This is a genomic window from Methylophilus sp. Leaf414 (assembly GCF_001425425.1).
Taxonomy (GTDB): domain Bacteria; phylum Pseudomonadota; class Gammaproteobacteria; order Burkholderiales; family Methylophilaceae; genus Methylophilus.
In genome coordinates this window covers 824647-844425 of record NZ_LMQQ01000001.1, presented here as the reverse complement: position 1 = coordinate 844425, position 19779 = coordinate 824647, and the positions used below count along the sequence as shown (strand labels likewise).

The 19779-nt window shown below is 48.9% G+C and carries 17 protein-coding genes; 10 read left to right on the top strand and 7 right to left on the bottom strand.

Annotated elements, in window-relative coordinates; translation table 11 throughout:
- Positions 1-79 precede the first annotated feature (79 nt).
- Both ASG24_RS04130 and ASG24_RS04125 read right to left on the bottom strand, forming a co-directional pair.
- Positions 80-1360 carry an HD domain-containing phosphohydrolase gene (locus ASG24_RS04130; protein WP_055868156.1) on the bottom strand — a complete coding sequence of 427 codons (1281 nt, stop codon included), beginning with the start codon at positions 1358-1360 and terminating at the stop codon, positions 80-82.
- Positions 1353-4298: an EAL domain-containing protein gene (locus tag ASG24_RS04125; RefSeq protein ID WP_055868153.1), complete on the bottom strand. Its 2946-nt coding sequence runs from the start codon at positions 4296-4298 to the stop codon at positions 1353-1355. Before ASG24_RS04125 ends, ASG24_RS04130 begins: the two co-directional genes overlap by 8 nt.
- A 137-nt stretch (positions 4299-4435) precedes the next feature.
- Here ASG24_RS04125 and ASG24_RS04120 point away from each other — a divergent pair, with 137 nt between their 5' ends.
- The 5 genes from ASG24_RS04120 to ASG24_RS14735 all read left to right on the top strand — a co-directional run bounded on the left by ASG24_RS04120 (position 4436) and on the right by ASG24_RS14735 (position 9827).
- Complete coding sequence (locus ASG24_RS04120) at positions 4436-5626, top strand: sialidase family protein (RefSeq protein WP_235562302.1); 1191 nt, start codon at positions 4436-4438, stop codon at positions 5624-5626.
- Positions 5627-5756: 130 nt separating this feature from the next.
- Positions 5757-8339, top strand: a complete 2583-nt coding sequence (gene clpB / locus ASG24_RS04115) for an ATP-dependent chaperone ClpB (RefSeq protein ID WP_055868461.1) — start codon at positions 5757-5759, stop codon at positions 8337-8339.
- Between the two features lie 85 nt (positions 8340-8424).
- Positions 8425-8955: a hypothetical protein gene (locus tag ASG24_RS04110; RefSeq protein WP_229007848.1), complete on the top strand. Its 531-nt coding sequence runs from the start codon at positions 8425-8427 to the stop codon at positions 8953-8955.
- Positions 8956-9053: 98 nt separating this feature from the next.
- Positions 9054-9473 (top strand): secondary thiamine-phosphate synthase enzyme YjbQ, encoded by a 420-nt coding sequence (locus ASG24_RS04105; RefSeq protein ID WP_055868148.1) that lies wholly within the window; start codon positions 9054-9056, stop codon positions 9471-9473.
- Positions 9474-9530: 57 nt separating this feature from the next.
- Positions 9531-9827: a hypothetical protein gene (locus ASG24_RS14735; protein ID WP_055868144.1), complete on the top strand. Its 297-nt coding sequence runs from the start codon at positions 9531-9533 to the stop codon at positions 9825-9827.
- Between the two features lie 276 nt (positions 9828-10103).
- On the opposite strand, the gene ASG24_RS04095 is transcribed toward ASG24_RS14735, so the two are convergent.
- Together ASG24_RS04095 and gpmI are read right to left on the bottom strand one after the other, a co-directional pair.
- Positions 10104-11402, bottom strand: coding sequence for a murein hydrolase activator EnvC (locus tag ASG24_RS04095; RefSeq protein ID WP_235562301.1), 1299 nt, complete (start codon positions 11400-11402; stop codon positions 10104-10106).
- Positions 11403-11506: 104 nt separating this feature from the next.
- Complete coding sequence (gene gpmI / locus ASG24_RS04090) at positions 11507-13057, bottom strand: 2,3-bisphosphoglycerate-independent phosphoglycerate mutase (protein WP_055868138.1); 1551 nt, start codon at positions 13055-13057, stop codon at positions 11507-11509.
- A gap of 135 nt (positions 13058-13192) precedes the next feature.
- Between gpmI and ASG24_RS04085 the strand changes: the two genes are divergently transcribed.
- The 5 genes from ASG24_RS04085 to ASG24_RS04065 all read left to right on the top strand — a co-directional run bounded on the left by ASG24_RS04085 (position 13193) and on the right by ASG24_RS04065 (position 16699).
- Positions 13193-13603, top strand: a complete 411-nt coding sequence (locus ASG24_RS04085; protein WP_055868135.1) for a rhodanese-like domain-containing protein — start codon at positions 13193-13195, stop codon at positions 13601-13603.
- Positions 13604-13653: 50 nt separating this feature from the next.
- A complete protein-coding gene (gene grxC / locus ASG24_RS04080) occupies positions 13654-13911 on the top strand; it encodes a glutaredoxin 3 (RefSeq protein WP_055868133.1) in 258 nt (85 codons plus the stop codon).
- Between the two features lie 105 nt (positions 13912-14016).
- Positions 14017-14493 carry a protein-export chaperone SecB gene (gene secB / locus ASG24_RS04075; protein WP_055826615.1) on the top strand — a complete coding sequence of 159 codons (477 nt, stop codon included), beginning with the start codon at positions 14017-14019 and terminating at the stop codon, positions 14491-14493.
- Positions 14494-14562: 69 nt separating this feature from the next.
- A complete protein-coding gene (locus ASG24_RS04070; RefSeq protein WP_055868130.1) occupies positions 14563-15555 on the top strand; it encodes an NAD(P)H-dependent glycerol-3-phosphate dehydrogenase in 993 nt (330 codons plus the stop codon).
- Between the two features lie 208 nt (positions 15556-15763).
- Positions 15764-16699, top strand: a complete 936-nt coding sequence (locus ASG24_RS04065; protein WP_082487971.1) for an SdiA-regulated domain-containing protein — start codon at positions 15764-15766, stop codon at positions 16697-16699.
- Between the two features lie 101 nt (positions 16700-16800).
- Here the strand turns inward: ASG24_RS04065 and ASG24_RS04060 are convergent, their stop codons facing one another.
- The 3 genes from ASG24_RS04060 to ASG24_RS04050 all read right to left on the bottom strand — a co-directional run bounded on the left by ASG24_RS04060 (position 16801) and on the right by ASG24_RS04050 (position 19688).
- Positions 16801-17415: an FKBP-type peptidyl-prolyl cis-trans isomerase gene (locus tag ASG24_RS04060; RefSeq protein ID WP_055868128.1), complete on the bottom strand. Its 615-nt coding sequence runs from the start codon at positions 17413-17415 to the stop codon at positions 16801-16803.
- 233 nt (positions 17416-17648) lie between these two features.
- A complete protein-coding gene (gene groL, locus ASG24_RS04055; RefSeq protein WP_055826605.1) occupies positions 17649-19286 on the bottom strand; it encodes a chaperonin GroEL in 1638 nt (545 codons plus the stop codon).
- A gap of 114 nt (positions 19287-19400) precedes the next feature.
- Entirely contained in the window at positions 19401-19688 is a 288-nt protein-coding gene (locus tag ASG24_RS04050) for a co-chaperone GroES (protein WP_055826602.1), read from the bottom strand.
- Positions 19689-19779 lie beyond the last annotated feature (91 nt).

Sequence of the window (19779 nt, the reverse complement as noted above, 5' to 3'; positions counted from 1 at the left end):
AACCAAGAGGCTGACTTGGTCAGAGGACAGCCTGATTAATAATGCCTCTTGTATTCACAGGAGGCATTTTCAACGTTAACTAAGCGCTGATGACTTTGTCCAGGAAGTAGCTGGTACGCTGTTTCTGGCGCATCATTTTTTGCAGGATAGTAGGTAACTGCTCAGGTTTAAGGCATTGGATAATATTTAGATCCAACACTTCACGCAAGTCGATAATTTCACCATCTTCGTCATTGTCATCCGTGATCATCTGAATAAACGGACGCAAAGGTTGTTGTGGATTGGTCGATAATACGGTCGCCAGTTTCTGGTCAGAAAGTCTGATCACGCTGCCTGGAGGATAAATGCCAAGGCACTTGATAAAGCGGCGCAGAATAGTCTGGTCAAACTGGTGGCGCTGCTGGGCAAACATCACGCTTAAGGCTTCATATGGGGTTTTGGCCAACGCCGGGTTTGAAGGGTTGCACAGGTTATCGTACATATTTGTAATAATCAGGATATGCGATAACGGATCAATATCATCGCAATGCAAGCCTTTCGGATAACCACTGCCATCGGCAAACTCATGATGCTGGCCTATGATGGAGAGTATTTTCCTGGGGACTGAAACCTCTTTCAGCATATTCAGGCCCAGCATTACGTGGGTTTGGTAAATGGCGGTTTCGCGGACACTTAACGGGTCTTTTTTTAATAAAATCTTGTCGCTGATCTGCCTTTTGCCAATGTCGTGCAAAATGGCGGCCATGCCTAGAATAACGGCGTCATCATCCGAAATATCCAGGTTTTTTGCCAACAGCATTGAAAGCACCAGGATATTCAGCTCATGCTGGTAATGCTGGTCACCAATACGATGGCCATTCATGGCATGGATGGCCACGTCACCCTCAGTCAGTGTGCTGGTTACCAGGTCTTGCACCACGCTGGATGCCAGGCCAAAAGCTTTGTCTGGATGCTCAACAGACATTTTCTGTATGTTCCACACATCGGAGCTGGCCTTAAGGAATTTTTGCTCGCTTTCTGTAATCGCGTGCTTGAGTGCCAATTGTTTTTTTTGTGCAGTGCTTAATTCAGGGCTGTCGTCTATCACTTCCAGTCTTGGTAAAAACGCCTTCTTCAAAGGAAATTCAACCACATTGTTGTGGCTGCCAGACCTTAAAGGTGTGCTGGAACTGCGTCTCGGGTCGTAACGCAATTGCGTGAGCCCCAAAGATTTAATGGTTTCAATCTGGGATTCTTCAGTGACTTTGAAGTTGCTGATGGAGAATGGGTGATCCATCCATCCCAAATCCAGATGGATGTAGAGTCCGATCTGGAGTTGTTCTATGTCGATGTAAAAAGTATCGGAGGCGTGATTAGGCATGGCGTTTTATTTTTCTTTGATTATTTAACACTAATAACTGCAAAAAGTCGTCCGAATTGACCGGGTAGGCATACAAATAGCCTTGCGCCGTCTGGCAACCCAAACGCTGTAAAAATTTTTCCTGTTCTTCTGTTTCTACTCCTTCAGCAACGACAGTGAATCCCAACTGGGTCGCCATCGCATAAATAGCACTGGTAATAGCCGCATCATCTTTGTCATCTGGCAAATCTTTGACAAAGCTGCGGTCGATTTTAATCTGGTCTAATGGCAAACGTTTTAAGTGCGACAGCGATGAATAGCCGGTGCCAAAATCATCAATCGCAATGCTGATACCCAGTTTCTTTAACTGGTTGAAGGTATCCACCACATGCTGCGTATGTTGCATCAGCGTGCTTTCGGTGATTTCAAGCTCTATGATGGCCGGGTCACAATCACTTTCCATCAGGATGCCGTATACAGTATCGGCAAACTTGCTCTTCATGATTTGCACGGCTGACACATTGATCGCAATTTTTTTGAATTCGGGATGCAGTTTGTGCCACGCATGCGCCTGGCGCACAGATTCACGCAATGCCCATTCACCTATGCTTAAGATCAAGCCGGTTTCTTCCGCCAGCGGAATAAATTTCATGGGTGGAATCAGGCCCTGGGTCGGGTGCTGCCAGCGTATTAACGCTTCTGCCCCGATAATCATGCCGGTAGTCAGGTCAATTTGTGCCTGGTAGAACATTTTGAGCTGTTTTCTGGATAGCGCCTGGCGCAACTCTGTTTCCAGCTGGAAATGCTCCACCGCATTACGGCTCAACGCAGCGTCGTAGAATGCCACGTGGTTTTTACCATTGTTTTTGACCTGGTACATCGCGAGGTCAGCGGCCTTGATCAGGCCTTCAACATCCTTGGCATCATGAGGATACATGGAAATACCAATACTGGCGCCGATAAATATTTCATGATGATCAATCATGAACTGGCGTTTCAGCGTATCCAGGATATCCTGTGCTTTTTGCGCAGCATCTGCCTTGTTGTGCAGGTTTTCCAGCAACACAATAAATTCATCACCACCAAGGCGTCCGACAATGTCAGACTCTCGCAAAGAGGCCTGGATACGCTCGGTCACGCCCAGCAGCAGCTGGTCGCCTGTGTAATGACCCAGGCTGTCGTTAATATTCTTGAACCTGTCCAGGTCAATAAACAATACCGCTGCCTGCTGCTCATTGCGGTTAGCCCGCTGAATGGCATGTGTAAACAGATGGTTAATCAATCTGCGGTTAGGCAGCCCTGTTAACGGGTCGTGGTTGACCAGCGAATTGAGTTGCACTTGTGAGCGCTTCATTTCGGTGATGTCCGCAAACACACCCACATAATTGGTAATCACGTTGGCATGGTTGCGCACTGCGGTAATCGTCATCCATTCGGTATAGCTTTCACCACTCTTACGTACGGTCTCAATCTCGCCTGACCATTTGCCATGACGCTTGAGTGCACCAAACAGGCCACGCGGGCGTTGGCGGAAGATTTGCGGTTTGGTCCCCAGTACTTCAGCTTCATCAAAGCCAGTGATCAGGGTGTAGCCTTCATTAATCCCTACCAGTTCCCCGGCGGGATTCACAATCATGATGCCCTCGGTGGTACTGTCGAAGGCAATCTTGGCCAGTTTCAGACTTTTGCCGGTTTGCTCGCGGTCTATAGCCACGCTCAAGGTACGACCAATCGCCATCAAAGAGCCTAATTCTTGCGAGCTGGTGCTCTCGGCATCGAAACAGCGCTCAATCACCATTGATCCCCACCACTCATGATCTATCATCAGCGGCACAATCACCAGGTTGACGGTGTCATGCGATTTGAGCAGGAAACGCTCATCTTCCGGCAAGGTATGCGCATCGCACATGACGGGCTGCCCTTTGGAGAGCAACTCATGCCAGCGCTTCAGTTCAGGGGAGTGGAATGAAATTTTCTCCCAATGCTCGCAAGTCGAATGGAAGCCGTTGGTCGCCCAGTGGAATAAAGCTTTGGAACGTGTTTCGGTTTTTTTGCGTGCAGTCGTTGTTGTGTGATGTTGCAGCAAAATCGCACGGCTAAAGCGGAAAGACAGGCAGCATTGCTGCAACACATTTTCCGCAACGGTTTGCCAGCGTTCTGCCGAATGCAGCATCCAGTCGCAAGAAATTAACGTATCCAGCACCGCGCTTCGATTGACTAATTGGCCTTCAATAAACTTTTGCTCGCTGACATCACGCGCCACGCTAATCAGGTGGCTGGGCTGTTCATCCTGGTCGTAATAAGCGGTTTTATTCACTTCCAGCGTTTTGTAACCACCTTGCGGCAAATGCACCAGTTCTTCATTGTGGTAAGGCTGACGCGTTTGCCATACAGTCTGGTCAGACTTCTCGTGGTGTTCAAAACTGTTCCGGAATACCGGATGCAAGTTATCCGCAATTTGCAGATTATTCCGGAATTCGTAATCGTTATTGTCGATCTGAAAGGTGTTCAACATACGCTGATTGGCCATCATCCAGCGATTGTCATGGTCTTTGATGCAGATCAGGTCAGGGCTCATTTCAATCAATGAATGCACAATGGATTGCATGTGCACTAATTGCTGGGCTAATGTATTTTCTTGTTCTTCCAGCATCAAGCCAATTGCACGCCGGCCATTCTGGGCATAAAACAGGCGGCATTTAAACTCGCGGTTTAAACCATTCAAGCGGGTTTGCACTATAAGTTCGGTTTTATTCTCGCGTATGGCTCTTATCAATGCCTGTTGCATCTCTTTGGGCAAGCTGCCTATGCTTTCTCCCAGCAACGTTTTTGCCATCTCGTTGGCAGCCGAGCACTGTGCCCGGCGGTTGATTGCCAGCATGGGCATATCCGGCATGGCGGCCGCCAAAGGCTGTAGCCACGCTGTGCTATGATGATCAAAGGTTGCTTGCATAGTCATAAATTAATTGCTATTCGACATGTCGTCGTTATTCATCCAGTTATTTGGGTTAACGGCTTTTGACCCCCTAACTTTAGCAGCTTTGTTATTTGTAAAGAATTATTTTTTTTAATATATTTTAGTAAGGAAATCTAGCGGTGAGATGGCTGGTGAACGGATTGATGGTGGTCCTGGGTTTTGGTTATTTTAGCCAGGTGAATGCGCATGACAGCCATGCTGATCATTCTGCATTCGGACTGGCGATCAGCCTGACAACAGACAGTGATGGCAGAGTGTGGCAGGCACGTACAAGCAAGGGTCAAGTGTGGGTTTCTTCCAGTGAGGACGCCGGGCAACATTTCAGTCCGGAAGTGGCAGTGAACACTAAGCCAATGAAAGTGTCCTCCGGTGCCGAGGCCAGGCCTAAGATTGCGATTGCCAGTAATGGCAATATCTACCTCAGTTGGACTGAGTCACTTAGAAAAGCCTATGCAGGCTATGTCTGGTTTGCTCGCTCCACCGATGGTGGTAAGCACTTTGATGACCCATATATTGTGCATCAGGACAGGGCAGAGATCACGCATGCGTTTGAGGCCTTGCAGGTAGCTGCTGACGGCACCATTACCGTTGCATGGGTTGATAAGCGAGACCTGGTGGCGGCAAAGGCTGCCGGAAAAACCTATCACGGCGCCGGGATTTATTACGCTATATCCACCGACCAGGGCAAAAGCTTTATGCCGGAGCAAAAGCTCGCGGATAGCAGTTGCGAATGTTGCCGGATTGCCATGACAAGTAAACCTGATAGCACAGTGGCTGTACTGTGGCGGCATGTGTTCGAAGATAGCGAGCGCGACCATGCCATGGCGGAAATAAACAAAGCAGGCGCTGGCAAGCCGGCTATCGTGCGTGCCAGCTATGGCCGCTGGAAGATTGATGGATGCCCGCATCACGGTGCCGCTCTGGCAGTGGGTGAAGGTTTTGGTTACCACCTGGCGTATTTTGATGGTGCCGGTAACAAGCCGGGATTGCGCCTGGTGCGTATGGATGGGCAAGCGTGGGTGATGACACCGCCGAGACCCATTGGAGACCCAAAAAAGAACGCCGGGCATCCGGCATTGCTGAGCGTGGGAGACAAAGTCTGGCTGGCATGGCAGGAACGCAACAATGAAGGCATGGATATGATGACGATGACTTCACTGGATGGCGGTAAAACCTGGGGTTTGCCGACCTTGGCTATTCACAGTGCGGGCAAACTTGATTATCCGCAATGGCTGAATGTTCGCGGCCAGTCAATGCTGGCGGTGAACAGTGCTGAAAAAGGGCTGATTGTGATGCCATATCCGCAATAGAAATGTAATACCCAAGCCTGTAAAACTGACCCGAATTTGATCTGGCTCTATTGAAAACACAAAAACCCGCCTCATTATAGGGTTATCCCGCCGCAGCATGTGGCATGACTTTTGTGTGAAAGGGTTTAACGTGCGTTTTGATAAGCTCACTACCAAATTCCAGCAGGCACTTGCCGATGCGCAAAGCATGGCAGTCGGTGCCGACCAACCAACGATAGAAGCACCACATTTATTACTGGCGATGCTGAACCAGGACGATAGCGGCGTGGCCGCTTTGCTCTCACGGGCAGGCGCGCAGGTGAATGCCTTGAAAACCAGCCTCCAACAGGCTGTAGATGCCTTGCCTAAGGTCAGTGAAAACAGTGGTGAAGTCACTATTTCACGAGACCTGAATAACCTGCTCAATATCACCGACAAACTCGCCCAGAAAAGTGGCGACAGCTACATAGCCAGCGAAATGTTCCTGCTGGCCTTGACTGATGACAAGGGCGAAACCGGTAGATTGCTGAAACAGCATGGCTTGAATAAGGCCACGCTGGAACAAGCCATTAAAGCGGTGCGCGGCAATGACACCGTAAATAGCCAGGAGGCTGAAGGGCAGCGCGAAGCGTTGAAGAAATTTACGCTGGACCTGACCGAGCGCGCCCGTGCCGGTAAGCTGGATCCGGTGATTGGCCGTGACGATGAGATACGCCGTGCCATTCAGGTATTGCAACGCCGCACCAAAAATAACCCGGTATTGATCGGTGAGCCAGGGGTGGGTAAAACTGCCATTGTCGAAGGGCTGGCGCAGCGTATCGTTAATGGCGAAGTGCCTGATTCACTCAAGAACAAAAAAGTCCTCAGCCTGGATATGGCAGCATTGCTGGCCGGTGCCAAATACCGAGGTGAGTTTGAAGAGCGCCTGAAAGCAGTGTTGAAAGAGCTGGCTCAGGATGAGGGTCAGACCATTGTGTTTATCGATGAAATCCATACCATGGTTGGCGCCGGTAAATCAGAAGGTGCCATGGATGCCGGCAATATGCTGAAACCTGCCCTGGCACGCGGTGAACTGCACTGTGTAGGCGCGACTACCTTGGATGAGTATCGTAAATATATTGAAAAAGACGCTGCTCTGGAACGCCGCTTCCAGAAAGTGCTGGTCGATGAGCCTACAGTGGAAGCAACCATTGCGATTCTGCGTGGTTTGCAGGAAAAGTATGAACTGCACCATGGGGTGGAAATCACTGACCCAGCGATTGTCGCCGCCGCAGAATTATCCAATCGCTACATCACAGACCGCTTTTTGCCGGATAAGGCCATCGATCTGATTGACGAGGCAGCGTCCCGTATCAAGATGGAAATTGACTCCAAACCGGAGGTGATGGACAAACTTGACCGTCGCTTGATCCAGCTCAAAATTGAGCGCGAAGCTGTGCGGCGCGAGAAAGATGAAGCCAGCCAGAAACGTTTCACCTTGATTGAAGACGAAATAGACCGGCTTGAAAAAGAATATGCCGACCTGGAAGAAATCTGGAAGGCTGAGAAAGCCGCAGTCCAGGGCTCTGCAGGCGTCAAGGAAGCGATTGAAAAGGTCAAGCTGGATATGGAAGCAGCTACCCGCAAGGGTGACTGGCAGCGTGTGTCTGAGTTGCAATACGGAAAATTGCCCCAGCTCGAAGCACAGTTAAAACATGATGACACGGCTGATGTGCAGCACCAGGTCAAACATAAAATGCTGCGTACTGAAGTCGGTGCCGACGAAATCGCCGAAGTAGTCAGCCGCGCAACCGGCATTCCAGTCAGCAAAATGATGACCGGTGAGCGGGAAAAACTGCTGGGTATGGAAAACAAACTGCATGAACGTGTGGTCGGCCAGGATGAGGCTGTACGCCTGGTATCGGATGCGATTCGCCGTTCGCGCAGTGGTTTAAGCGACCCTAACCGTCCTTATGGCAGCTTCCTGTTCCTGGGGCCTACTGGTGTTGGTAAAACCGAGCTTTGCAAAGCTTTGGCTGGCTTTTTGTTTGACAGTGAAGAGCACCTGATCCGCATAGATATGAGTGAGTTTATGGAAAAACACTCGGTCTCCCGTCTGATTGGTGCGCCCCCCGGCTATGTCGGATATGAGGAGGGCGGCACCCTGACCGAGGCTGTGCGTCGTAAGCCTTATTCAGTGATTTTGCTCGATGAAGTGGAGAAAGCACACCCGGATGTATTCAATGTGTTGCTACAGGTGCTAGATGATGGCCGCCTGACGGATGGCCAGGGTCGCACGGTGGATTTTAAAAATACCGTGATTATCATGACCTCAAACCTCGGAAGCCAGATGATACAAAGTATGGCTGATCAGGATTACCAGGTGGTCAAACTGGCAGTGATGGGTGAGGTGAAAACGCATTTCCGTCCGGAGTTTATCAACCGTATCGATGAAGTGATTGTCTTCCATTCACTGGGCGAAGCGCATGTGAAATCCATTGCAAACATTCAGTTGCAGTTGCTGGCAAAACGTGTGGCTGCCATGGATATGCATCTGGAAGTAACGGATGCAGCGCTGGCGGAAATCGCCAATGCCGGGTTTGACCCGGTGTATGGGGCGCGGCCATTGAAACGGGCGATTCAGGGCGAAATAGAAAATCCGCTGGCAAAAGAAATTCTGGCCGGGCAATTTGCAGCCAAGGATACAATCAAAGTGGACTTTTCTGCAGGAAAAATGCAGTTCAGTAAAGCTTAATCGCATACTGCAAGCGAACCATCGCCATTACTTAGGGTCACAATGATTGTGGCCCTATTCTTTTAATATAGGGATAAAAACTGAAATGATGATGAATCACTTAAAACTCTTGCGTTTAATCTCTGCCATTTTTGTACTCGGCGGCCTGGCAGGTTGCGCCACGCAACCGCAGCAGCCAGTGCAGATTGAGAGAATCTCGCCAGAACAACTGGCAGCATTGGTGCCACCTGCACAATCAACTTTGAGTCTAGAGGAGATTGCCAGCATGAGCAAAAAAGGCAAGCCAGATGCTGAAATTATTGAGGCGATAAAACAGTCCCAATCCCGTTATTCACTGACTGCATCTGAAGTGCTTAGCTGGCATCAAAAAGGAATTTCAAAAGGCGTGCTCGACTATATGCAGCAGGCCAATGCCTTGGCGCAACAAAATGCCATTGCCGATGAAATCAACAAGCGTGAAAAAGCGCGTGTGGAAGCAGAGACTCGACTTAAGCGAGAACGTGATTCTGCCAGACTGCGTAGCATGGACCCATGGTTTTACGGTCCCGGTTATTATGGCGGCCCTTGGGGATACAGACCTTACTGGGGCGGTGGTATGGGTTGGCGCTATTGGTAAGTAAAGAACAGATGGGAAGCCGCTGTAGTACTGATTGCAGAGATGGGTCGCTTAGTCTTGAGCCAGTATAATTAAGTTTTTTGATAGCGGAAACCGGCATGAAACAGCTTCATGAAACACTTTCAATTAATGCACAAGGTAGACGTTTGTACGACATTACGCCGCAAGTGGTGCAATGGATAAAGCAGTCAGGGATACAAAGCGGCTTACTGACTTTATATATTCAGCATACTTCCGCCAGTTTGCTGGTCAATGAAAATTATGACACTGATGTATTGGTAGATCTGGAAGCATTTTTTAACCGAATCGCGCCGGATGGTGACGATTTGTTTATACACACAGTGGAAGGGCCAGATGATATGCCTGCCCATGTGAGAACCGCATTAACGCAAACCAGTTTGTCTATTCCTGTGATTGATGGCGGAGTGGCACTAGGGCAATGGCAGGGAATTTTCCTGTTTGAACATAGACATCAGCCAGCCCGCAGGCGGGTGTTGATGCATGTGATTGGCGAATAGCCAGTCGTTTTTTGCAGTACCTATAATTTTATAATGAAGTAATAAAAGGAGAAACTTATGAGATGGAATACTTACTTGCTGACATTTATTTTGGCGTTGGGCCTGATGGCGTGTGGAAAAGAAGAAGCCCCCGCACCTGAAACAGCAGCCCCCGCAGCAGAGGCAACCCCGGCCGCTGCGGCTGATACGCCTGCTCCAGCAAAGTCTAGCGGCGGCGGCTATGAGCCTGCAGAAAATGAACGCGTGCCTGGTATTACCGTTTCTAAGGAAGAGTTGGAAAAGCAGTCAGAAGCTGCGCTCGCTAATACACCACAGCCAGAAATTCCTGCTGATGAAGCACCTAAAGCAGAATAACCTTGTTGAGCCTGGCAACTCCCTATGAGTTGCTAGTTGATGAATAGATATACCATTCGAAGTCTGTTGCACAGTGTTTCATCCGATGTGTGAAGGCTTCGATGTTCTTCCAAAAGTCTTAAACTTCTAATTTTTAGACTTCTTTTTAGTGCGGGACTGTTAGCCCTAGGCACTTCACCACCCATCAATATTATTTCCAATAGCTTACTCAAAGAATGCGGGTTGTGAGAATGAAATTCGCACCCAGTTTAGCCAAGCCAAGTCTAGCCTTGTGCGTTAACGGACGCTGCTCCATTGCAGCGGATCAAACGGAATGCTGTTGCGGCGCAATTCGTAATACACGCCATTCTCGGCATTGCCACCACTGTTACCGACCGCAGCAATCGTATCTCCACTTTTGACCGCCTGGCCTGAAGATTTATACAGCGCTTCATTATTGCCATACAGGCTCATATAGCCATTGCCATGGTCAATGACAATCAGGTTACCAAACCCGCGCATCCAGTCGGCAAACACCACTTGCCCGCCGGCGACAGATTTAACCTCGCTGCCTTCTTTGGCGCGTATAAACAGTCCTTTCCAGCTGACACCGGTATCTGCACGTGCGCTGCCGAATCGATTGATCACTTCGCCGCGTGCAGGCAAGCGTAACCGGCCACGCAATTGAGCAAAATTTTCTTTAGACGCGTTGTATTCAGGCAAGGTCTCATTTTTTGCAACTACAGTATTGCTCTGAGATTCCGATTCACTATCATCGCCTTTCTGCGCATCTACCTTGGCTTGTGAAGAGTGTTCAAACGTGCGGCCACTGGTTTTCTTCTTGCGTGCCAGTTCGGCTGAGCGTTTGGCAGCCGCTTCCTTTTCACGTTTGGCGCGGGCGATTGCTTCCTGCTCACGTTTTTTTGCTTCTGCCGCCAGTCGCTGGAATAGCCTGGATAATGCTTCCTCATCTTTTTTCAGGCGCACCAGTTGCTGCTCCTGAGTTTCGATCTGTTTGGAAAGCTGGGTCAGTGCCTCGGCGCGCTTTGATTTTTCATTCACCAGTTTATGCGTGGTTTCGGTATATTGATTCGCCAGCCGGTCAGTTTCATGCAGCTGTTCAGTGGTGGCGGCGCGCACGCGTTCAATGGCGTCACGGTTGTCCTGCAAGGATTGTATCTGCTGCTGGTGTGCAGCTGTTAAGTAACCGAGATATTTCAGATTACGGGTGGTATTGGCCGGGTCTTGTTGCTGTAACAGCATCTGCAACGGACTATTATTGCCATGACGATATTGCTGATTTAGCTGCTGACTAAGCAACTCGCGTTGCTGGTTCACTTGCCTTTGTAGCAAAGACATTTGTTTTTGCAGGTCTTGCAACTTACTACGATTTTCCTGCTGCGCATCCTGGATTTCGCGTAGCTTTTTACGTGAGGCACTGATGGCAGTTTCAGAGGCTTTTAAAGCTTCATTGGCATCCTGTTTCGCCAGTTGCGAAGCTTTGATGGCATTGGCTAGTTGCTGGATTTTTTCTTTGACCTGTTCCAGATCACCTTTGGCTGCCTCAGCCTTGTCATTGTTCGCAGCCACAGCCATGATGGGCGCGGCCATGAACAGGGCAAGGAGGGCCGATGCTGAAAACAATCTGCGCAAAAGGGGGCGAACTAACAGGATATCAGGCATGCACCAACAAAGTTTGCTTAGGCTGCTTCATTCAATGTAACCAGGCTTTCACCAGTCATTTCTGCCGGTTTTGGCAAACCCATTAATTTCAGTAACGTCGGTGCAATATCAGACAGCGCGCCACTTTCATTCACTTTCCCCGAGCGGCCAATGTAAATGAACGGCACGAGATTAGTGGTATGTTGGGTATGCGCTTGGGCGCTGTCGTGATCAAACATGCTTTCGGCATTGCCGTGGTCGGCAGTGATGATGACTTCGGCCCCGCTTTTTTGTGCGGCTGCGACGACTCTGCCCACGCATGTATCCAGCGTTTCAACGGCTTTAATCGCCGCTTGCAGGTTGCCGGTATGGCCGACCATATCACCATTGGCATAATTGCAAATCACCGCCTGGTACTGCCTGGACTCAATAGCAGCCACCAGTTTGTCGGTGAGCTCAGGGGCGCTCATTTCTGGTTGCAAATCGTAAGTGGCCACCTTGGGGGAGGGCACCAGAATGCGGTCTTCACCCGTAAATACGGTTTCTTCGCCACCGTTAAAAAAGAAGGTGACATGCGGATATTTTTCGGTTTCGGCAATCCGTAATTGTTTGAGGCCGAGGTTGGCGACATATTCGCCAAATGTGTTCGGCACAGTGAAAGGTGCAAAAATCGGCTGCGCCAAACGCTGGTTTTTATCATATTGCGTAAGTGTCAAATAGTGGCTAAATGCAGGCACACGGCTACGCACAAAGCCATCAAAGTCTGGTTTCAGCAACGCATCAGTGAGTTGGCGCGCGCGGTCACTTCTGAAATTCATGAACACTAGCGCATCGCCATCTTCCATGCGCACAGGCGCATCATCAGCGTTTCTGATAGCCGTACATTTAACAAACTCGTCACTTTCATCGCGTGCATAAGCCTGTTGCAAGGCAGTCAGGCTGTCCGGCGCGACATACTCTGCTACACCATTCACCAGTAATTCATAAGCGACTGAAACGCGTTCCCAGCGCTTGTCTCTATCCATGCCATAAAAACGGCCACCTACTGTGGCAACCTTGCCCACGCCTTGCAGTTTCAGCTCTTTTTCCAGCGCTTCAAGGTTGGGTTGGGCACTTTTAGGCGGGGTGTCTCGACCATCGAGGAATGCATGGATGTAAACCTTGTTCAGGCCTTGCTGTTTAGCCATTTCGATTAATGCATGGATATGCGGCTGGTAGCTATGGACCCCGCCGTCGGACAGCAATCCCAGGATATGCAGGGCTTTGTCGTTAGCTTTGACGGTTTGCATGGTGTTGACCAGTGTTGGCAGTTTATAAAACTCGCCACTGCTGATGCTATTGTTTATGCGCTCAAAGTCTTGAAAAACGATACGTCCTGCCCCAATATTCAGGTGGCCTACTTCAGAGTTACCCATTTGCCCTGCGGGCAGGCCAACGTAATGTTCGGAGGCGTTAATCAGCCCATGTGGATAATGGGCCTTGAGTTGATCCAGATTAGGTGTGTTGGCTTGCAGTACTGCATTGTGCTCCGGGATTTCGCTATGACCGAAGCCATCCAGAATCAGTAAAATAACAGGTTTAATTGACATGGCTTACCGTTTAAATGTGGTGACTGAAAGTCGGATTCAAGAATTACTCTATTATAATCGCAACCGCTGGCGGCGCATACCTAACAACGGTGATGCGGGCGACAGGTTCGACAACAAGCTTAGGTAAAAGATCAAGTGGAATTCTTTAAAGAAAATGTTCTATTAATCGGGCTGGCAATCGGCTCAGGCGTGGCTCTACTATTTCCACTGTTAAACCGTTCTGCAGCGGGTAGCACATTGCTAACAGTCACTGAAGCGGTGATGCTGATGAGCCGCAAGCAGGTTGTGGTTCTGGATGTACGCGAGCCTGATGAATTCAAGCAAGGGCACTTGCAAGGCGCGCGCAATATCCCGTTGTCGCAATTGGCAACGCGCGTAGCAGAGCTGGAGAAGTTCAAGGACAAACCGGTATTGCTGGTCTGCGAGCGGGGCAACCGTACCCGCGCAGCGGTGAAAGTACTCCGGGAAAAGCAGTTTTCGGCATTGCATCAGTTAAAAGGTGGTATGCAGGCCTGGATTGAAGCCAAGATGCCTCTGGGAAAATAACAGCTGAGTAATCTTTGAACAATCATTAAAGTGAAGTTGGAAAGGGAATCATGGCAAAAATAATGATGTATACCTCGGCAGTCTGCCCTTATTGCATCAATGCCGAACGTTTGCTGCGCAACAAGGGTGTGACCGAGATTGAAAAAATCCGTATAGATTTACAGCCTGAACTGCGCGCAGAAATGATGGAGAAAACCGGTCGCCGCACCGTGCCGCAAATCTACATTGATGAGCGACATGTAGGTGGTTTTGATGATTTGCATGCACTGGATGTACGCGGTGAGTTGGACCCATTGCTGGCGGCCTGATGTCGAGATTGAAATCCAGATCAAAACCTTCACAAAAAACACATAGTCAGGCCGTGGATGACCAGTTAGAATAGCGGCTTTGCGTAGATATTATAAGGACGATTCATGGCTCAGGAACCACAAAACCAAGCAGAACAAAACGCAGGTCCAGTTTTCAGTATTGAAAAACTGTACGTGCATGATGCATCCATCGAAGTGCCAAATGCACCAGCTATTTTCACCGAGCGTACTACTCCGCAAATCAACGTAGAGTTGGGTAATGCTGTTGAGCAAGTACAGGATGGCATTTTTAATGTGTCTATCAAGGTGACGGTGACTGCTAAAATTGAAGACAAAACTGCATTCCTGGTAGAAGTTAACCAATCCGGCATTTTCGCGATCCGTAATGTTCCGCAAGAAAATCTTGAGCCTATCCTGTCAGTGGCTTGCCCTAACATCCTGTTCCCATACGCGCGCGAAGCAATTTCCGACATGGTGACACGTGCCGGTTTCATGCCAGTATTGCTGAACCCTATCAATTTTGAAGCGTTGTACCTGCAACAGCAACAGCAGGCTGCCCAAGCCGCTGGCGCGCCTAATTAATTTTTAAGACTATTTTATTTAAGCAAAAAAATAGGTCAGTGATGGCCTGTTTTTTCTGGATAAATGTAAATGAGTAAAGTCGCAGTTTTGGGTGCAGGTGCCTGGGGTACAGCGCTTGCCATGCATATCGCATTACGGCATGAAGTGGTGCTGTGGGCGCGTAATAGTGGTCACGTTTCCGGTATGCGTAAAGCGCGCGCCAATCCCCTCTACCTGGGTGAATTCCCTTTCCCTGAAAAACTGACCGTTGAAGATGACCTCGCAACAGCCGTTGCTGGATCAGATTTGATTTTATCTGTGGTGCCGACTGCGGGTTTCCGTCCGATTTTGCAACAGCTGAAAGCGTTGGGAATAAGCCAGCCTTTGATCTGGGCCAATAAGGGCTTGGAGCCACAAACTGCAAAACTGCCTTTTGAAGTGGCGCAGGAAGAACTGGGCAGTGCTTACCCTTGGGGCGTATTAAGCGGCCCCAGTTTTGCGGCTGAACTGGTACGAGGCTTGCCAACCGCGATCACGCTCGCGGCCAACCATACAGAACTTGCCCAAGAAGCCGCGCAGTTAATCCATGGAAGCTGTCTGCGTGTATACAACAGCACTGATGTCATTGGTGCCTCAGTGGGTGGTGCAGTGAAAAACGTGATGGCAATTGCCGCCGGCATCTCAGATGGTATGGGTTTTGGTAATAATGCACGTGCAGCCATGATTACCCGTGGCCTTGCTGAAATTACCCGCTTTGGCATGGCTTTAGGTGCTAAAGCTGATACCTTTATGGGTCTGGCCGGGGCAGGTGACCTGATCCTGACGTGTACCGGCCAATATTCCCGCAACCGTGAAGTAGGGTTGCAACTGGCTTCAGGGAAATCACTGGAAAGCATTCTGGCCGGTCTAGGGCATGTCGCTGAGGGTGTGAATACAGCACGGGAAGTAATGCGGCGCGCTGAGGTTATTCATGTCGAGATGCCCATTACTTTTGAAGTGAATCAGTTGCTGACTAATCAAAAAACCGCGCAAGACGCCGTCAGTGCTCTATTAGGCCGTGGTCAACGCCAGGAATCTGCCTGATCCTTTTGCTAGTCATTCCAGTCCATTTTCTAGAATTTGTTTATTCTTAATGAGTTCATCTAATTGCTTCACAGGCACTTAGATCCTGTTTAAAATTTTTCCAGCTAATTCTGTCGCGGGCTATTGCGCCGTATCGCATCCTTGTCATGTAAATGCTCTATAAAACCAGGAACTATACTTAGCGAACGCAGTCTGGTAGTTAGCTCAAATGAATGAGAAGATTATTTTGCAGTTTAGTAAAACAAAGTTATTAAAAGCAGGCTTTACTCTGGCGATTATTGCGTCCATCGCCTCCACCCTGTATGTCATGAAGGCCGAAGCGCTGGCCTGGCATGTGTGGCATCAATTCACTCATCATGATCATCATGGCCTCGATCTATCCGAATATGAGGTAGCCATCGAAGGCAAACAGCTCGCTGATTACAAAAATGCTTCTGGCCTGGCGTTCAATAATGAAACAGGCACATTGTTTACCGTGCTCAATGATATGAGCATGATTGTAGAGTTAACCCGTGATGGCAAACCTATCCGTGAAATCAAAGTCCACGGCACTGATGACCTGGAAGGCATCTCACACCTGGAGAAAGATTATTATGTAGTTGCCGATGAGCGCGAAAGTAAACTCTGGTTACTGCAAATAAAACCGGAGACGCGTGAACTCTCAATCAAGGATGCACGGTTGCTGAAGTTTGGCATGAACGAGCGTGGTAACAAGAATTTTGAGGGAGTAACGTGGGATAGCGTTCACCACCGGCTGATCGTAGTGAAAGAGCGTGATCCTAAATATGTGATGTCTGTGACAGGCTTGTATGAGCCGAATGAAGACAAGCAGAGCCAGATAGAAGTGCAGCGGATGACACAATTTGATCCCGCGTTAAAATGGGCACTAAGGGATTTATCCTCAGTCACCTATCATGAGCGTACTGGTCATTTCTTTTTGCTTAGTGATGAGTCCAAATTGCTCAAACAGTTTAACGAACAAGGTCAAACGCTGGGGTCATTAGCCTTATGGAAAGGCTTTCACGGATTGCACGAAAATGTCCCGCAAGCCGAGGGCGTTTCCATCGATGATGAAGGCAATGTATATATCGTCAGTGAGCCTAACCTTTTTTACGTTTTCAAGCCTAAATCCAGCCGCACTTGAGTCAGATCTAGAGGCCTATTAGCCGGGGCTGATTTCAAAGCTGAGATAATAAAAAACCCGCCTTGGCGGGTTTTTTGTACTAATCTCTTTGTTTAAAACAGTTATTCAATACCCAACAACTCAACTTCAAATACTAGCGTCGCATCCGGACCAATCACCGGGCCGCTACCGTTAGCACCATAAGCCAGTTCAGAAGGAATCGTCAGCTCGAATTTGCTGCCAACCTGCATTAACTGCAAGCCTTCTACCCAGCCAGAAATCACACCGGTCACCGGGAAAACGATAGGTTCACCACGGTCATAAGAGCTATCAAATGCGGTGCCATCAATCAGCGTGCCTCTGTAATGCACTTTTACGCGATCGCTAGGGACAGGTTTTGCACCGTTGCCAGTCACCAATACTTTATATTGCAGGCCGCTGTCAGTAGTTGTCACGCCTTCTTTTTTAGCATTCTCAGCCAGGTAAGCCACGCCGTCAGCCTTGTTTTTTGCCTGTGCAGCCACTTGTTTTGCCTGGCTTTCTTTCTGTACCTGCTCAACCGCGCTTTGCTTTTCTTCATTCGATAAACGGGATGGCTGGTCTGTCATCACATCGCGGACAGCAAGCGCAACCACGTCTGCATCCAGCTCAAGATTATCATTTTTAAGCTGGTGAGCCAGGTTTTCACCCACGATATAGCTCAGGCGCTGGGTCAGGGTTTTTAATTCGATTGTCATTAAGGGTTCTTTCGTGATTTGAGGATGTTGCTTTGTATCGACAACATAATGCGTGATTATGTCCGAGAAAGCCTATAAAACAAAACCCGCCAAAGCGGGTTTTGTCTGAAATGCTACTTAGGGCATTTTGCGTTAAGCAGGAAAGTGAGACAAGGCGCGCAAGTCGAAGACAATACATTTTAGTATGGCAAGACTTGCGCAACGCAGTATCACTGAACTGCTTAAATGCAAAATTACATCATACCGCCCATGCCACCCATACCACCCATATCCGGCATCGCTGGCGCATCTTCTTTAGGCAACTCAGCAACCATGCAATCCGTTGTCAGCATCAAGCCAGCGACTGAAGCGGCATTCTGCAATGCAGAACGGGTTACTTTAGTTGGGTCCAGAATACCCATCTCAATCATGTCACCGTAAGTTTCATTAGCAGCGTTGTAACCGTAGTTACCTTTACCGGCAGCAACGTTGTTCACAACTACAGATGGCTCAACACCAGCGTTTTGCGTGATCTGGCGCAATGGCTCTTCAACTGCGCGCAATACAATTTTCACGCCAGCTTCCTGGTCCAGGTTCTCACCTTTCACTTTAGCAATCGCATCACGGGCACGAATCAGCGCAACGCCACCACCAGCTACGATACCTTCTTCAACCGCAGCACGTGTTGCATGCAATGCATCTTCCACGCGGGCTTTTTTCTCTTTCATTTCGATTTCTGTTGTCGCGCCAACCTTGATCACAGCAACACCACCAGCCAGTTTGGCTACGCGCTCTTGCAGTTTTTCACGGTCATAGTCGCTAGTCGCTTCTTCGATTTGAGTTTTGATCTGGCCGATACGGGCTTTGATGGTTTCTTCGTTGCCAGCGCCGTCGATGATGATGGTGTTTTCTTTACCCACTTCGATGCGTTTCGCTTGACCCAGGTCAGTCAGTTGTACACTTTCCAGTTTCAGGCCAACTTCTTCAGAAATCACGGTACCACCGGTCAACACAGCAATGTCTTCCAACATGGCTTTACGACGGTCACCAAAACCAGGGGCTTTCACAGCAGTGGTTTTCAGGATGCCGCGGATGTTGTTCACCACCAGGGTAGCCAGTGCTTCGCCATCTACGTCTTCTGAAATGATCAGCAGTGGACGGCCAGCTTTAGCGACTTGCTCCAGTGTAGGCAAAAGGTCACGGATGTTAGAGATTTTTTTGTCGTGCAATAACACGAAAGGATTGTCCAGCAACGAAATTTGACGCTCTGGATTGTTGATGAAGTAAGGGGACAGGTAACCGCGGTCAAACTGCATACCTTCAACCACATCTAATTCATTGGTCAGGCCTGAACCGTCTTCAACAGTGATCACGCCTTCTTTACCCACTTTGTCCATTGCATCAGCAATGATCTGGCCAACTGAGCTATCGGAGTTTGCAGAAATAGCACCTACTTGTGCGATTTCCTTGCTGGTTGTACATGGCTTGGATTGTGCAGCCAGGTCAGCCACAGCAGCTTCAACTGCTTTATCGATACCGCGCTTCAGGTCCATCGGGTTCATACCAGCTGCTACAGATTTCATGCCTTCGCGGATGATCGCTTGTGCCAACACTGTGGCAGTCGTTGTACCGTCACCGGCGATGTCATTGGTTTTAGAAGCCACTTCTTTCACCATCTGAGCGCCCATGTTTTCGAACTTGTCTTTCAATTCGATTTCTTTGGCTACAGAAACACCATCTTTAGTGATGGTAGGCGCGCCGAAAGAACGCTCCAACACTACGTTGCGGCCTTTAGGGCCCAAAGTCACGCGTACTGCATTAGCCAATACGTTGACACCGTTAACCATTTTTTGGCGAACGTCATCACCAAATCTTACGTCTTTAGCTGCCATTTAAATTCTCCTAAATTGCTTAATATTCAATTGGTTTTTACTAGAAATTGTGTCTAATCATGAAGCGCTGAAAAGGGATGCTGTAAGCAGAATCGCCTTAAAAGCGGTCAAGAATTACTCAACAATCGCCATGATGTCTTCTTCGCGCATAACCAACAGCTCTTCGCCATCGACCTTAACTGCTTGACCGGAGTATTTGCCGAACAACACTTTGTCGCCCACTTTTACGTCCAACGGAATAGATTTTCCGTTGTCATCTTTTTTACCGTTACCAACGGCTTGCACAATGCCTTGATCAGGTTTTTCAGTTGCGCTGTCTGGAATCACAATACCAGAAGCGGTTGTGCGCTCTTCAGCGGCGCGTTTAACAATCACTCGATCATGCAATGGACGAATACTCATAAAAGTCTCCTTGTATTCCTAAAGTATTATTTGGGAAGCGTTTTAATAAAAAATAACCAACGTTGAGTTGCAGTGCGCATTTTAGCACTCG